The sequence below is a fragment of the Exiguobacterium sp. s36 genome (assembly GCF_018618345.1).
GTDB lineage: Bacteria > Bacillota > Bacilli > Exiguobacteriales > Exiguobacteriaceae > Exiguobacterium > Exiguobacterium chiriqhucha.
This window is the reverse complement of the sequence record NZ_JACSLW010000003.1, coordinates 65,344-79,123: the sequence shown is the minus strand read 5'-3', so window position 1 is coordinate 79,123 and position 13,780 is coordinate 65,344. Positions and strand designations below refer to the sequence as shown.

The window sequence follows — 13,780 nt, the reverse complement described above, 5'->3', positions numbered from 1 at the left end:
GACGAAAGTCCACTAGAGTAAAAAACCAAGGAGGACATATCCCATGTCATTAATCGGCAAAGAAATCTTACCTTTCAAAGCACAAGCATTCCAAACAGGTGAATTCCTCGAAGTATCGGACAACGACTTCAAAGGTCAATGGAGCGTCGTTTGCTTCTACCCAGCTGACTTCACATTCGTCTGCCCGACTGAACTTGAAGACCTTCAAAACGAATACGCGACACTTAAAAACCTCGGCGTCGAAGTCTACTCAGTATCGACTGACACACACTTCACGCACAAAGCATGGCACGAAACATCAGAGAAAATCGGCAAAATCGAGTACATCATGATTGGTGACCCATCACACACAATCTCACGTAACTTCGACGTCTTGAACGAAGAAGATGGTCTTGCTGACCGCGGTACGTTCATCATCGACCCAGACGGCGTCATCCAAACAGTTGAAATCAACGCAGGCGGCATCGGCCGTGATGCGAGCACACTCGTTAACAAAGTCAAAGCGGCACAATACGTCCGCAACAACCCAGGCGAAGTTTGCCCGGCTAAATGGGAAGAAGGATCTGCAACACTTCGCCCAAGCCTCGACCTCGTCGGCAAGTTGTAAGGAGCGGATTTCATGTTAGAAGCAGATATTAAACAACAGTTGGACCAATATCTCCAGCTCATGGAGGGCGATGTCGTCCTTCGTGTCAGCGCTGGAGACGACGCGGTCTCAAAAGAGATGCTCGACCTCGTGAACGAACTCGCGAGCATGTCGTCACGCATCTCGGTCGAGAACGTCACGCTCGAACGCACACCGAGCTTCAGCGTGAGCCGTCCGTCTGAAGAGACAGGAATCGTCTTCGCAGGAATCCCGCTCGGTCACGAGTTCACGTCACTCGTCCTCGCGTTGCTCCAAGTGAGCGGCCGGGCGCCGAAAGTGGACGCAGATGCGATCAAACAGATTCAAAACATTCAAGGCACGTACCACTTCGAATCGTATATCAGCCTCAGCTGTCATAACTGCCCGGACGTCGTCCAGGCACTCAACGTCATGAGCGTCCTCAACCCGAACATCTCACACACGATGATTGACGGTGGCGCGTTCAAGGCAGAAGTGGAAGCGAAAGAGATCATGGCTGTCCCGACCGTCTTCTTGAACGGTGAGGCGTTCGGCAACGGACGCATGTCACTTGAAGAGATTTTGGCGAAACTCGGAACTGGTCCTGACGCTTCGGCATTTGACAACAAAGAACCGTATGACGTCCTCGTCATCGGTGGCGGCCCGGCTGGTTCGAGCGCAGCGGTTTACGCGGCTCGTAAAGGTATCCGGACCGGCATCGTCGCGGAACGCTTCGGTGGACAAGTGATGGACACGATGGGGATTGAGAACTTCATCGGCACATCTTACACGGAAGGCCCGAAACTCGTCGCGAGCTTGGAAGAGCACGTGAAAGAGTACGGCATCGACGTCATGAACCTCCAGCGCGCGAAGCGCCTCGAGAAGAAAGACCTCGTCGAAGTCGAACTTGAGAACGGTGCCGTCTTGAAGAGTAAGAGCGTTATCCTGTCGACTGGTGCACGCTGGCGCAACGTCAACGTCCCAGGTGAAGCCGAGTTCAAAAACAAAGGTGTCGCCTACTGCCCACACTGTGATGGCCCTCTCTTCGAAGGCAAGCGCGTCGCGGTCATCGGTGGCGGTAACTCTGGGATTGAAGCAGCCATCGACCTCGCTGGAATCGTCAAACACGTGACGGTGCTCGAGTTCGCTGCCGAACTCAAAGCCGACCAAGTGCTTCAAGACCGTCTCCACAGCCTCCCGAACGTGACCGTCGTCACGAACGCTCAGACGACAGAAATCACGGGTACGGACAAAGTGAACGGCATCTCGTACTTGTCTCGCGAGACGAACGAGACGCATCACGTCGAACTCGAAGGCGTCTTCGTCCAAATCGGACTTGTCCCGAACACGGACTGGCTCCACTCGGTCGAACGTAACAACTTCGGTGAGATCGTCGTCGACCATCATGGCGCGACGAACGTCCCAGGTGTGTTCGCAGCAGGCGACTGCACGAACAGCGCCTACAAACAGATCATCATCTCGATGGGATCTGGTGCGACTGCCGCACTCGGTGCTTTCGATTATATGATTCGCAACTAATGTAAAATGCGTCCTCGAACCTGAGGACGCATTTTTTAGATTTCGAATGTTTTTCCAGAGTCCGGGATAAACAACAACTTTTGTCCCGCTTCTGTTTTAAAGACATAGGCGACATTTGAAATGAACGGGTTCCACTCGTCCCCTTCCGTGCGCACACTTTCTGTATACGTAACATTTCCATACACCGTAGACAGCTCTTGTTGTGCCGCAGCGATCGAGTAAGTCGGTATCGACAAGACAATCGTCACACCGACCAAAAAGACAGCCACGAACGCAGACCACCATTTACGTTTCGGATACGTCACTCTCACTAAAATCAAGATTGAAATCATCCAACTAATCGGCACCCAAAACGTCGCTGCCTGTCCGTACCACCTGTCGTTCACATAAAATAACGCGATTGCCACGATCAATCCGGTCATCCACCACCACTTCATCCCCATCACCTCTCTATGATTATCCCAAAAACAGGAAAATGAGCAACTCCATTTTGGTTTACTCCAACCGATTCAAACGTTTGATTCCCCGGGAAAGTGGAATATCGGACAAGAGAACGGATTTTGAATGAGGAGGCATTTTATGAACATCCCAACCATCAAACTACATGACGGCTACGAGATTCCGGCCATCGGACTCGGTACAGTTTATTTACGAGGCGAACCGGGTGTCGACGCCATCACATGCGCCATCCGCAACGGGTATCGCTTAATCGACTCAGCGATTCGTTATGACAATGAAGGTGCCGTCGGCGAAGCCGTCCGGCAATCTGGAATCCCACGGGAGCAGCTGTTCTTGACGTCGAAGCTTCGCGCGCAATACTTCGATTACGACGCGGCACTCGAGATGATTCGTGAGTCACTCTATCGGGCGAACCTCGACTATTGGGACTTGTTCCTGTTGCACTGGCCGAACCCGAAACAAGACAAATACGTGGAGGCGTGGCGCGCACTCATCCAAGCGAAAGAGAACGGGTGGATTCGCTCGATCGGCGTCTCGAACTTCATGCCCGAGCACCTCGACCGTTTGATTGAGGAGACGGGCGAGACACCGGTCATCAACCAAATCGAGATGCATCCGTACTTCTCTCAAGTCGAGCAACGTCAGGCCGACAAAGAACGAGGCATCATCACCGAGGCCTGGAGCCCGTTGAGCCGAGCCCGTACCGTCACCCATGACGAGACGATCGCCGAACTAGCACGACAAAAAGGCAAGACCGTATCTCAAGTCATTCTGCGTTGGCACGTCCAACTCGGTGTCATCCCGCTCCCGCGTTCGTCGAGCGAGTTGCACCAAAAAGAGAACCTCGACGTCTTCAACTTCGAATTGACGGAGGACGAGATGACGACGCTCAACGGCCTGACGAAACCGGACGGCCGCATCGATAATCAAGACCCTAGAGAGTACGAAGAGTACTAAAAAAGATTGAGCCCGCGTAGGCTCAATCTTTTTTTTGTTAAAACGCTGGAATCGCCGTCTCTTCGTAATTCTCTTCCAAGAACGCTCGGACTTCGTCACTTGTGAGCGCTTCGCCGAGTTTCTGGATGGCTTCTTCATCTTTATTGTCTTCACGGGCCACGAGCGTGATGGCGAAGTCGTTCTCGACACCTTCCGTCAAGAGGGCATCGCTCTTCGGCGTCAAGCCGAGTGGTGCCGCATAAGCCGGCGTCATGAGGACCGCATCGACATCGTCATACGCACGCGCGAGCATGAGCAAATCGACTTCCTCGAATTTGAGGTTCTTCGGGTTTTCCGTGATATCGGCTTGTGTGTAATACGAACCGTTCTTCTCACCGAGCTTGATCACATCGTGTTGCGCGAGCAACGAGAGCGAGCGGTCGATGTTCGACACGTCATTGGCGATGGCGATCGTCGCGCCTTCCGGGATGTCGTCCATGTTGTCATACTCTTTCGAGTAGACACCATAGTTGGCGAAGTAAATCGGTTCAATCGGGACGAGGTTGGCATCATTACTGCGGTTGAACTCTTCCATGTACGGGACGTGTTGGAAGAAGTTCGCATCGACCTCTTTCGCCGCGAGCGCCGTGTTCGGTTGGACGTTGTCACCGAGGACGACGATTTCGAGCTCGATGTTGTCTTCTGCGAGTTGCTCTTTCGCGATTTCAAGCATATCCGTCATCGGTGGGATGAGCGATGCGACTTTGAGCGTCTGCGGCTCGTTTGACGGAGCTTCCGTCGTGTTCGTTTCGGTATCGTTTCCACACGCCGCGAGGACGAGTGTGAGTGAGGCGAAAAGCGCCATTAATTTTTTCATAAGTTCTCCTTCTTTCTGTAGGTAATTAGCGTTTGTCGATGAGTCGGGCCACCGTCGTACCGGTGAACTGAATCATCTGGACGAAGACGAGCATAATTAAAATCATATACATCATCAGCTCCGTCTTAAATTGTTGATAGCCGTAGCGGATGGCAAAGTCACCGATGCCACCGCCCCCGACCACCCCCATGATGGTCGAGTACGAGATGAAGCTAATGATTGACGTCGTAAGCCCGAGGACGAGACCAGAACGGGCCTCGACGTATAGGAACTTGAAGATGACGTCTTTAATGGACGCCCCCATCGACACGGCCGCCTCGACGACGCCACGCGGTACGTCAAGGAGTGACTGTTCGACGAGTCGCGAGTAATGGGCGATGGCGATAATGGCGAGCGGCACGGTTGCCGCCGCCGTCCCGATGGCCGTTCCGATGATGAGCCGCGTAAATGGAATCAAAAACACGACGAGTAGTAGGAACGGGAACGAGCGGACGATATTGACGATCAAGTTGAGCACGGAGAAGACGGCCCGATTCTCTAACAGCTGCCCTTTCCGTGACAAATAGAGCCACGTCCCGAGCGGCAGACCGAGCAGGACGGCCGCGAGAATCGAGACGCCGACCATGATGAACGTCTCGCCGATCGAACGCCAAATCTCGGTCTGATATTGCAGGAGCACCTCAGGCATGTGGTTCACCCGCCTTCTTCAGTTGGTCGACGAACCAGGACGGGTTGTCGTCGATGTCTGCGACCCCGCTCGGAATGACGTCAATCGTCTCATACACCGAACCGTCCGTCATGACGGTCACGCGGTCGCACACTTGTTTGATGACGTCCATCTCATGCGTCACGATGACGATGGTAACGCCGAGCCGCTCGTTAATCGACTTCAACACGCCGAGCACTTCGGACGTCGTGTTCGGGTCGAGCGACGACGTCGGCTCATCACATAACAAGACGTGCGGTTCGTTCGCGAGCGCCCGCGCGATGGCGACGCGCTGCTTTTGACCACCGCTTAGTTGTGCCGGGTATTTGTCTTTGAACGACTCGAGCCCGACGAAACGCAGGCACTCGAGCACCCGGGCCTCATGCGTCGCCCGTGGTCGACCGGCCAGCTTCAACGAGGCGGCCACGTTGTCAAAGACGGTCTTGTTCGCGACGAGATTAAACTGTTGGAAAATCATGCCGATGACGTGACGCTTCTCGCGTAGTTGTCGACTCGACAGGCCCGTCAACTCATCGCCATCAATCGTGACTTGCCCTGTATCCGGTGTCTCGAGCAGGTTCATCAGTCGGAGCAACGTCGATTTGCCGGCTCCGCTCGCGCCGATGATGCCATATACCTCGCCACGCTCGATTTGAAGCGAGACGTCACGGACGGCTGCGTCGCGGCCGAACTGTTTGCTGACATTCGTTAACGTGATCATAGATGGTTCCTTTCTCTCATGGGAAAACTGGGTCAACCTCGTACCCCATTTTAGCGAACTAAAGCAAACTTGTCAGGTGAGGTGCTTCACAAAAAAAGAACCGCACGTGGCGGTTCACTTTAACGGGTGCTGTTTGAAATGCTCAGCGATATGGCGCCGCATCGATTCACGATTCTCGGCAAAGATTCGATGTCGATGGCCGTTCCCCCCTGATGGATGGGGAAATCCGCTCACGACGCGTTCTGGCGCGATAATGCCCTTGTCGACGAGCGTCTCGACGGCTCGACGGACGTTAATCCCCATCGGCAAGATGAGTGCGTCCTCAAGGACCGCCATCTCGTCGGCGAAACCCCCTTCGACATAAGACCGAAATAAATCCGTCTTTAACATATCTGGACTCGACCCGTTGTAGTTCTTCCCTTTATAAAAGACCGGATACGGCAACACCGCCGTGTTCTGCACGAGATGGTTCGCCTCGCCGAACAAGTCGAGCGTCGTCGGAATCCCAAGGTGGTGATGCAACTCCAAGTCGTCGAGCATCGTCACCAAGTTCTTGCGAATCGGTCCGGAGAAGCTGCCTCGTTGTTTGACAGCTCGGAGCGCCTCCTCGTCGGGCGCGTCCGCCAAATCACGAATCGCCTCGAACGATTGCCGCATTTGATACAGTCCCGGCGTAATCCCTGCGATGACGACTTTGGCGTTCGGGTTGATGTATTCGAACGGCGCATAATAAATCGTCAGTTGCTTGTTCGGGTCCTCCTCGAGCAGGAACGGTTCACTCTTCAGTGTCGTCTCCTCCAGGTCGGGCAGTTCGAGAATATGTTGTTTATAGCGTTGAAATAAATCGGTACGTGTCGGCATGATTGTCCCTCCTCTGTTTCTGTTCTTTCCCCAAACCGCCAAATCCTATCAGAGGATGGTGAACTCGTTTCGCGCATTGACGCGGCACATCCGCTTTTGTATAGTTAGGAACGACAAAACGAATAGGAGTGACCAATTTGACTCCAACAGAACCGACGACACGACTCCTCGATCTCCTCAGTGAGCGACATGACCAAATCCGCCGCATCAGCGAGTGGGCTTGGAACGAGCAACACGATATCTACATCTCCAACTCCGAATGGTACGTGCTCGCCCGGATTTATCAAACAAAACCGACCATTGCCGAAGTGACGCGCAACGTCCACATCTCCCGTCAAGCGATCCATAAGCTCATCAAGAACTTGAAAGCGAAAGAACTCGTCACGGTGACCGATCATCCGACGAGTCGAAAAGATAAATGTATCGAGCTGACCGAGCTCGGGGTCCGTTGCTACGAACAGAACGAGGCACTGAAAGCTGAACTCGAACAAAAAATCGCCGAATCACTCGGTGACGACGCGTTCCGTCAACTGAAAATGTTGTTGAAAGCCGACTGGAATTTGTAATCTCTCCTAACGATTGGGAGGGATTTTTTTGTGTCATATCTCACCTCAAATGTCAACCGAGTTGACATTTCGTGTCATGAACTACTATACTTGATGAAAGGAAGAGGTGATCGATTTGTTCAAAACTGGTGATTTAATCATCTATTCGACCCACGGAGTTTGCCGCATTGACGACATTTCCGACATGACGGTCGCGGGTGAGACGAAGTCGTACTACACGCTCCATCCCATCAACAACGCACAGAAGTTGCAAATCAGTATCCCCGTCGATAGTGATAAAGTGATGATGTTGACGCTCCTTGAAGCGAAAGAAGCAAAAGAGATCCTCGAATCGTTCCGCTCGCCGGGTGTCGAATGGAATCCCCATCCGAACAACCGCAATCGCGAATTCTTGAACGTCGTGCACTCGGGTAACCGTCACGAGATTGCTCAAGTCATCAACACGCTTGCTCGCCGCCAAAGCGAAGCTCTCTTGTTGAACAAAAAGTTATATGAACAGGACCGTAAGATTCTAGAGAACGCTAAAACGATCCTCGTGAAAGAACTTTCGCTCGCGCTTGAATTATCGGAAGAAATTATCGATCAACAAATTGCTGCTTATTTGAGCGAAGAACCTATCGCCGCTACTTGATTGGCCCCTTCCGTGCGAAGAGGTCTTTTTTTATGTAAAAATTGAAAAGAAAAAGCGAGAATATGAACATATCCTCGCTTGTACTCGCTTAATTATGGACGACGCCTTTCTCTTTCAGGCCGAGCGCCATCGCTGTCGATTCGTGAATCGTCTTGAACAGTTCCGGGTGATCGGAGAGTGAGATACCATAAGACGGCACCATCTCTTTGATTTTCGTTTCCCATTCCGGCATCCGGCTTGGGAAGCACTGCTCGAGCACTTTTAACATGACGTGCACGGCCGTTGAGGCTCCCGGTGACGCACCGAGCAACGCTGCGACCGATCCATCTTCGGCGCTGACGACTTCCGTTCCGAACTGGAGTGTCCCTTTACCGTCCGGCGTGTCTTTGATGACTTGGACGCGTTGTCCGGCGACGACAATTTCCCAGTCCTCATTCTTCGCGGTCGGAATGAATTCGCGGAGCTCGTCCATCCGTTTGTTGTGCGACAAGAGCACCTGCTCAATCAAATATTTCGTGAGCGGCATCTCTTTCGCCCCAGCCGCGAGCATCGTCACGACGTTGTATGGTTTGACCGATTGGATGAGATCGAGGTTTGAGCCCGTCTTCAAGAACTTCGGCGTAAAGCCGGCGAACGGTCCGAACAACAATTCTTTGCGCCCTTCGATGAAGCGCGTGTCGAGGTGCGGCACCGACATTGGCGGTGCGCCGACTTTCGCTTTGCCGTATACTTTCGCGTTGTGCTGTTCGATGACGTCACGGTTCTTACAGACGAGGAACAGACCACTCACCGGGAATCCGCCGATGTGCTTCGACTCCGGGATGCCCGTCTTTTGAAGGAGCGGCAGGCTACCACCACCGCCGCCGATAAACAGGAACGGCGCCGTGTGCGTCTCAATCGTGTTCGCCTCGATGTCTTTCACTTTCACTTCCCACAAACCGTTCGCCAACCGTTTCACGTCCTCGACGCTATGCTTGTAATTGACCTCGACGCCTTGGCCGGTCAAATGGTCAAACAGCATCCGTGTAAGCGCACCGAAGTTGACGTCGGTACCTGAATCGATTTTCGTCGCCGCGATCGGCTCATCGACGGAACGTCCTTCCATGACAATCGGCATCCAGTCACGGAGTTGTTCCGGGTCATCCGATAAAACCATCCCTTCAAACAACGGATTATTTGTTAGCGCTTCCAAACGTTTCTTCAAGAAGCGGACATCATTCTCGCCTTGGACCATACTCATATGTGGAATCGAACGGATGAACGCTTCCGGGTTTCGAATCAAGCCTTTGTTGACGAGATGCGCCCAAAACTGACGCGAGATTTGGAACTGCTCATTGACGTTGATCGCTTTCGAGATGTCGAGCGTACCATCCGGCTTCTCGGTCGTATAGTTCAACTCGCAGAGGGCGGCATGTCCCGTCCCGGCGTTGTTCCATTCGTTCGAACTCTCTTCCCCTGCACTTTCGAGCTTCTCAAACACTTTGACTTCCCACTCTGGTACGAGCTCTTTAAAAAGCGACCCGAGCGTCGCACTCATAATGCCTGCACCAATCAAAATGACGTCTGTTCTCTTTTGAACACTGCTCATGAAAACCCCATCCTTCTCCCCTGGATTTGTGTATGAGACGATTCGGTAAATCCCCATTCGCCGACTCGCCCCGTTTATAATTGTTATATTGATTATAACGCTTTTGTGATGTTTGATAAGGGTTAAGTACGGATTTCATCCATGAAACTTTTGAAGGGGGGAATGCAATCCGTGAAGCGCGGCATCCGTTTTAAAATCCCGAATACATATGGACGCTTTCTGGCCGACATGTTAAGTCCCATCGATATCACCTCTTACAGCTGGTTCGTCGGTGGTGAGGAATCGTATCGTGTGAAGAACGGCGACCTCCATCAACCGTTGTTTCCTGAAGAGACCGAGGTAGATGGCGAAACGTTTTCTCATTTGATTCATCAGGATGAGCACTATCTCATCTTCGCGAATTTAAAGGCCTTTTCGAAAGGACCGGTGAAAGACATTGAGACGTATGAGGCGTTTCGTGATAGCCATTGTGACCTTGCCCTGCTCATCGTGGACTCCACATTCGTCGATATGTACTGCAAGAATCAACAAATGATTGAATCACTCTATACGCACGCCCTATCCCGTTCCTTTGAGGACGTCGCCTATTTGACCGACGCCAACGATACGAGGACGAGTTTGACCGTCTGGTAAGCACCCGACCCTATAACGAAGGAGGATCCATCATGTCTACGTTCTATCTCATCCGTCATTGCTCGGCGACTGGCCAAGAGCCGGACGCCCCACTCACCGAGGCTGGCGAACAACAAGCACTCGCCCTCGCTGACTTTTTTCAAGACATCCCCGTCAATCGCATCATCTCAAGCGACTACACGCGAGCCATCGCCTCAATCACACCGGTCGCCACATCCAAGCAGCTGACCCTCGAGACGGAGCCGAAGTTGCGCGAGCGCATCCTCTCGCATGAACCGCGCGACGATTGGTTCGAACTGCTCCGTCATTCGTTCACCGATGCCTCGTTCCGTGTGCCAGGTGCCGAGTCGGGTCAAGATGCGACGAAGCGAATCTTGAGCGTCATCGATCCACTCGACGACATAAACGGTGCGACCGTCCTCGTGACGCACGGCAACCTGCTCGCGTTGCTTCTTCAACATGTGGATAACCGCTATGACTTCGACACGTGGCGCACGCTCAGCAATCCCGACGTCTATCGCCTCGATATTGTGGATAACTCTTGGTCCGTGGAACGTGTCTGGTCCGTCCCTACCTGTGGATAACGTTATCCACAGAAAAAGCCGTCTCGCAGATGAGACGGCTTTCGTTTTATTTCTCTACGAAGAACATTGAGATGGCTCCGAGGCCGACGTGCGTCCCGACCGAGACGCCCATCTGCATGAGGTAAATCTCACCTTTGAAGTCGGATTCGGCTTGAATCTTCGCCTTCAAGTTCTCTGCAATCTTTTGATCTGACGTATAGCCGATGATGACGAAATTGGTGATGTCCTTGTCGCAGCGTTTGATGAACTCGTCCGTATAGTGCTTGAGCACTTTACGCGTTCCCCGTTCTTTCGCGACGATGGCCCCTTTGCCGTTCTTCATGCTCATGATCGGCTTGACCATCAACAGCTTGCCGATGATGGCGCTCGCATTCGAGATGCGGCCGCTTTTAATCAGGTGGTCCAAGTCGTCGACCGACAAGAAGTGCTTCACTTTCAGCTTATACTTCTCGTTGAAGTCAACGAGCTCCTCGAACGTCGCCCCGGCTTCGCGCATCTGGGCGCTCTTCATTAACAACCAACCGCTCCCGTGGCTCATCGAGCGTGAGTCGACGATATGAATTTTCACCGTCGAATCGGGATGCGCCTCTTCGAAATATTCTTTGCCGAGCACGGCCGATTGATACGATCCGCTCGTCCCGCTCGACATGCAGATGCAAAGAATCTCGTCATGTCCGCTCTCGACGGCCTCTTCCATCAGCTTCATAAATGTCGCCGGGCTCGGCATCCCCGTCGTCGGGAATTCCGGTAGCGCTTCCAACATTCCGTAAAACTCATCGGGTTGGATGTCGACACGGTCCTCATACGATTTATTGTCAATCGTAATGATGAGCGGCGCGACGCCAATCTCATATTTTGCTAAAATCTCATCGGATAAATCGCAAGTTGAATCTGCTAGTAATTTAATCATAGTACCCTCCAAAAATCGCTCCTGAGTGACGAGAATCGTCCTAGACCACTACGTCGATTCAGACGTCACGATAGGACTTCTCCATTGTATCAGATATGGAGGGGTAGATGTTTTTTTGCCAGGCCCGAATATGCGTTGGCTTGTTCGTGTCGAAGCAGCCATTCCTTTCGCCAGAGTCCGCCCGCATAGCCCGTCAACATCCCGTTCGATCCGATGACGCGATGGCACGGGATGACGATGCTCAACCGATTGCGCCCGTTGGCACTGCCGACGGCCCGCACGGCGCGGTCTCGGCCGAGCGTCACGGCCAGTTCGCGATACGAGGTCGTCTCGGCGTATGGAATCATGACCAGCGCCTGCCACACGTCCTGTTGAAACACCGTCCCCTCGACTTCAAACGGGAACGTGAACGATTGGCGACGTCCGTTGAAGTACTCCTCGATTTCTCGGTAGCACGTCTTCAACACGTCCAGCGTCGTCTCATCCGCTTCAAAGCAGACGTCATCACGTTCGACGAACAGGATGGAGCGGATGGCCGTCTCTGTCCCGACAATCTCTAGAATTCCAATCGGACTCACATAGTCCAGTCTATACGTCTCCATACAACGACCTCCATAAATAGAATGTGGCGTACGCCTCCCACCCGGCAAAGCGTTCCCCGTACTGCCTCACTTCGTCTGCCGTCAACTTGTCTCTTCGCCCGAGGTGATGCTTCAACGCCTGATGCAGACCGGCGTCCGCGGCCGGGAACGCCGTCGGATCTTGGAAACACTTCATCCGCACATATGCGGCCGTCCACTCCCCGACACCACGTAAGCTTAACAACCGTTCATGCATCACGTCGGGTGGCTCGCTGCGCAACTGCTGTTTCGACAATCGTCCGTCCGTCATTTCCTGGGCGATGCCGATGATATATTCTGCTTTCCGGGTACTGAATTGGAGCGGTCTCAGTTCACTCGGGTCGAGCAGCGCGATTGTCTCTGGGGTCGGGAAAGCCCAGTACGTCACGCCGTCCACTTCCCGAGATGGTCCGTATTGCTCGACGAACCGTCGTTTCAGCGTATAGGCGAACGACAGTGTGATCTGTTGACCGATGACGGCCCACGTGAGCGCCTCGAACAAGTCTGGGAAGCCGATCAGACGTAGCCCCTCGTACTCTCGGACGAGCGGACGCAACAGTTCATCCGTCTCGGCCATTCGCACGAACGCTGCGACGTCTTGGTCGAGGTCGAACCAGTCGCGGACGTATCGTTCCACGTGTTCCTGTTCCGAGCTCGTGATGTCGTCTTCCGGGAACACGATGACGAGGCCGTGAGCCGTCTCCATGATGTCCCCAAGCAGCAATCGTCCGCCCACATCGAATAGCTTGGAGACGGACGTTTCGCGGGCGACATGCATCACTTCATCGTCGGAGCGTCGCAAAAACTGCAGACATTGTTGAAAATCAAACGGAGCGGTGACGTGAATCTCGAACGATGAGCGACTCATCGGCTCCCCCCTTTCGATACATGCTCGGTGAACAACCCTTTAGCCGTCGGAAGACGCGATAAAAGTTGGATGGGGTTTGAAAGCCGACCTCATAACAGATGGCGAGATTGCTCATGTCCGTCGTCCGCAACAGATGGGCCGCCTTGTCGATGCGAACCTTTTCGAGCAGACGGCGCGGCGTCTCGCCCGTCGCTTGCGTGAACGTCCGCTCGACGTAGAACGGGCTCAAGCTGACGTGCTCGGCAATCTCCTCAAGCTTGAGCGGCCGTTTGTAATGCGTGAGCACGAACGCCGTCACGTCATGGACGAGCGCGCTCGCCGGACTACGGTCGACCTCGGGCTGACATCGTTTGCACGGCCGAAAGCCAGACGACTCCGCTTCAGCTTTCGTCTCATAAAAATCGACATTCTCCCGCTTCGGCTTCCGCGAGCGGCACGAGGGACGACAGTAAATCCCGGTCGTCTTGACCGCGGTATAAAACTGTCCGTCATACGTCGCGTCACAGACGAGCACTTTCTCCCACTTCTCTTCAAACGTCAGCATCTCGTCACCCCCTTTGTTCCACTGTATCAGATTGATTTTCGTTCACTCGTCCTATTTCTTGCGTTTACAGTCTACATTCCCGCGATTTATGAATCTCATTTATTTTGAATCCGTCTTCCCGTCTGACTCGTAC

The 13,780-nt window shown here is 53.3% G+C and carries 17 protein-coding genes; 7 read left to right on the top strand and 10 right to left on the bottom strand.

All coding sequences use genetic code 11. From position 1 onward, the window contains the following. Positions 1 to 43: 43 nt before the first annotated feature. Together ahpC and ahpF are read left to right on the top strand one after the other, a co-directional pair. Positions 44 to 607 carry an alkyl hydroperoxide reductase subunit C gene (gene ahpC / locus KNP95_RS08305; RefSeq protein ID WP_021067918.1) on the top strand — a complete coding sequence of 188 codons (564 nt, stop codon included), beginning with the start codon at positions 44 to 46 and terminating at the stop codon, positions 605 to 607. A gap of 12 nt (positions 608 to 619) precedes the next feature. Further along, positions 620 to 2,143 carry an alkyl hydroperoxide reductase subunit F gene (gene ahpF / locus KNP95_RS08300; RefSeq protein ID WP_214836534.1) on the top strand — a complete coding sequence of 508 codons (1,524 nt, stop codon included), beginning with the start codon at positions 620 to 622 and terminating at the stop codon, positions 2,141 to 2,143. 35 nt (positions 2,144 to 2,178) lie between these two features. Here ahpF and KNP95_RS08295 read toward each other — a convergent pair whose 3' ends face one another. After that, positions 2,179 to 2,580: a hypothetical protein gene (locus KNP95_RS08295; RefSeq protein ID WP_214836529.1), complete on the bottom strand. Its 402-nt coding sequence runs from the start codon at positions 2,578 to 2,580 to the stop codon at positions 2,179 to 2,181. A gap of 142 nt (positions 2,581 to 2,722) precedes the next feature. On the opposite strand from KNP95_RS08295, the gene KNP95_RS08290 reads away from it, so the two are divergent. Beyond that, positions 2,723 to 3,559, top strand: a complete 837-nt coding sequence (locus KNP95_RS08290; RefSeq protein WP_214836526.1) for an aldo/keto reductase — start codon at positions 2,723 to 2,725, stop codon at positions 3,557 to 3,559. A 37-nt stretch (positions 3,560 to 3,596) separates the two neighbouring features. On the opposite strand, the gene KNP95_RS08285 is transcribed toward KNP95_RS08290, so the two are convergent. From KNP95_RS08285 to KNP95_RS08270, 4 genes are all read right to left on the bottom strand, one after another. Then, on the bottom strand, positions 3,597 to 4,415 hold the full coding sequence (locus KNP95_RS08285) for a MetQ/NlpA family ABC transporter substrate-binding protein (protein ID WP_214836524.1): 819 nt from the start codon (positions 4,413 to 4,415) through the stop codon (positions 3,597 to 3,599). Positions 4,416 to 4,440: 25 nt separating this feature from the next. Continuing rightward, a complete protein-coding gene (locus tag KNP95_RS08280) occupies positions 4,441 to 5,103 on the bottom strand; it encodes a methionine ABC transporter permease (protein ID WP_214836522.1) in 663 nt (220 codons plus the stop codon). Beyond that, a complete protein-coding gene (locus KNP95_RS08275) occupies positions 5,096 to 5,842 on the bottom strand; it encodes a methionine ABC transporter ATP-binding protein (RefSeq protein WP_214836520.1) in 747 nt (248 codons plus the stop codon). The genes KNP95_RS08280 and KNP95_RS08275 overlap by 8 nt, the downstream gene beginning before the upstream one ends. A 114-nt stretch (positions 5,843 to 5,956) precedes the next feature. Beyond that, positions 5,957 to 6,703, bottom strand: coding sequence for a hypothetical protein (locus tag KNP95_RS08270; RefSeq protein ID WP_021067911.1), 747 nt, complete (start codon positions 6,701 to 6,703; stop codon positions 5,957 to 5,959). A 137-nt stretch (positions 6,704 to 6,840) separates the two neighbouring features. Between KNP95_RS08270 and KNP95_RS08265 the strand changes: the two genes are divergently transcribed. Both KNP95_RS08265 and KNP95_RS08260 read left to right on the top strand, forming a co-directional pair. Then, entirely contained in the window at positions 6,841 to 7,269 is a 429-nt protein-coding gene (locus tag KNP95_RS08265; RefSeq protein WP_214836518.1) for a MarR family winged helix-turn-helix transcriptional regulator, read from the top strand. Positions 7,270 to 7,375: 106 nt separating this feature from the next. Next, on the top strand, positions 7,376 to 7,900 hold the full coding sequence (locus KNP95_RS08260) for a CarD family transcriptional regulator (protein ID WP_214836516.1): 525 nt from the start codon (positions 7,376 to 7,378) through the stop codon (positions 7,898 to 7,900). A gap of 88 nt (positions 7,901 to 7,988) precedes the next feature. Here the strand turns inward: KNP95_RS08260 and mqo are convergent, their stop codons facing one another. After that, positions 7,989 to 9,488 (bottom strand): malate dehydrogenase (quinone), encoded by a 1,500-nt coding sequence (mqo, locus tag KNP95_RS08255; RefSeq protein WP_214836514.1) that lies wholly within the window; start codon positions 9,486 to 9,488, stop codon positions 7,989 to 7,991. A gap of 162 nt (positions 9,489 to 9,650) precedes the next feature. Between mqo and KNP95_RS08250 the strand changes: the two genes are divergently transcribed. Then, positions 9,651 to 10,121 carry a DUF2691 family protein gene (locus KNP95_RS08250; RefSeq protein ID WP_251131509.1) on the top strand — a complete coding sequence of 157 codons (471 nt, stop codon included), beginning with the start codon at positions 9,651 to 9,653 and terminating at the stop codon, positions 10,119 to 10,121. A gap of 32 nt (positions 10,122 to 10,153) precedes the next feature. Further along, positions 10,154 to 10,705 (top strand): histidine phosphatase family protein, encoded by a 552-nt coding sequence (locus KNP95_RS08245; protein WP_214836512.1) that lies wholly within the window; start codon positions 10,154 to 10,156, stop codon positions 10,703 to 10,705. A 46-nt stretch (positions 10,706 to 10,751) separates the two neighbouring features. On the opposite strand, the gene KNP95_RS08240 is transcribed toward KNP95_RS08245, so the two are convergent. From KNP95_RS08240 to KNP95_RS08225, 4 genes are all read right to left on the bottom strand, one after another. Further along, complete coding sequence (locus KNP95_RS08240; RefSeq protein ID WP_029596408.1) at positions 10,752 to 11,615, bottom strand: DegV family protein; 864 nt, start codon at positions 11,613 to 11,615, stop codon at positions 10,752 to 10,754. An 89-nt stretch (positions 11,616 to 11,704) separates the two neighbouring features. Continuing rightward, positions 11,705 to 12,217 (bottom strand): methylated-DNA--[protein]-cysteine S-methyltransferase, encoded by a 513-nt coding sequence (locus tag KNP95_RS08235; RefSeq protein WP_214836509.1) that lies wholly within the window; start codon positions 12,215 to 12,217, stop codon positions 11,705 to 11,707. Next, a complete protein-coding gene (locus KNP95_RS08230) occupies positions 12,204 to 13,103 on the bottom strand; it encodes a DNA-3-methyladenine glycosylase family protein (protein ID WP_214836506.1) in 900 nt (299 codons plus the stop codon). Before KNP95_RS08230 ends, KNP95_RS08235 begins: the two co-directional genes overlap by 14 nt. Continuing rightward, a complete protein-coding gene (locus KNP95_RS08225) occupies positions 13,060 to 13,647 on the bottom strand; it encodes a bifunctional transcriptional activator/DNA repair enzyme AdaA (protein ID WP_214836503.1) in 588 nt (195 codons plus the stop codon). The genes KNP95_RS08230 and KNP95_RS08225 overlap by 44 nt, the downstream gene beginning before the upstream one ends. Positions 13,648 to 13,780 lie beyond the last annotated feature (133 nt).

What these genes read in the sequence shown, in the direction of transcription:
- KNP95_RS08240 (WP_029596408.1), bottom strand. Translation starts at nt 11,615, where the DNA reads ATGATTAAATTACTAGCAGATTCAACTTGCGATTTATCCGATGAGATT.
- KNP95_RS08235 (WP_214836509.1), bottom strand. Translation starts at nt 12,217, where the DNA reads ATGGAGACGTATAGACTGGACTATGTGAGTCCGATTGGAATTCTAGAG.
- KNP95_RS08280 (WP_214836522.1), bottom strand. Translation starts at nt 5,103, where the DNA reads ATGCCTGAGGTGCTCCTGCAATATCAGACCGAGATTTGGCGTTCGATC.
- ahpC (WP_021067918.1), top strand. Translation starts at nt 44, where the DNA reads ATGTCATTAATCGGCAAAGAAATCTTACCTTTCAAAGCACAAGCATTC.
- KNP95_RS08285 (WP_214836524.1), bottom strand. Translation starts at nt 4,415, where the DNA reads ATGAAAAAATTAATGGCGCTTTTCGCCTCACTCACACTCGTCCTCGCG.
- KNP95_RS08290 (WP_214836526.1), top strand. Translation starts at nt 2,723, where the DNA reads ATGAACATCCCAACCATCAAACTACATGACGGCTACGAGATTCCGGCC.
- ahpF (WP_214836534.1), top strand. Translation starts at nt 620, where the DNA reads ATGTTAGAAGCAGATATTAAACAACAGTTGGACCAATATCTCCAGCTC.
- mqo (WP_214836514.1), bottom strand. Translation starts at nt 9,488, where the DNA reads ATGAGCAGTGTTCAAAAGAGAACAGACGTCATTTTGATTGGTGCAGGC.
- KNP95_RS08230 (WP_214836506.1), bottom strand. Translation starts at nt 13,103, where the DNA reads ATGAGTCGCTCATCGTTCGAGATTCACGTCACCGCTCCGTTTGATTTT.
- KNP95_RS08245 (WP_214836512.1), top strand. Translation starts at nt 10,154, where the DNA reads ATGTCTACGTTCTATCTCATCCGTCATTGCTCGGCGACTGGCCAAGAG.
- KNP95_RS08295 (WP_214836529.1), bottom strand. Translation starts at nt 2,580, where the DNA reads ATGAAGTGGTGGTGGATGACCGGATTGATCGTGGCAATCGCGTTATTT.
- KNP95_RS08225 (WP_214836503.1), bottom strand. Translation starts at nt 13,647, where the DNA reads ATGCTGACGTTTGAAGAGAAGTGGGAGAAAGTGCTCGTCTGTGACGCG.
- KNP95_RS08270 (WP_021067911.1), bottom strand. Translation starts at nt 6,703, where the DNA reads ATGCCGACACGTACCGATTTATTTCAACGCTATAAACAACATATTCTC.
- KNP95_RS08250 (WP_251131509.1), top strand. Translation starts at nt 9,651, where the DNA reads ATGCAATCCGTGAAGCGCGGCATCCGTTTTAAAATCCCGAATACATAT.
- KNP95_RS08275 (WP_214836520.1), bottom strand. Translation starts at nt 5,842, where the DNA reads ATGATCACGTTAACGAATGTCAGCAAACAGTTCGGCCGCGACGCAGCC.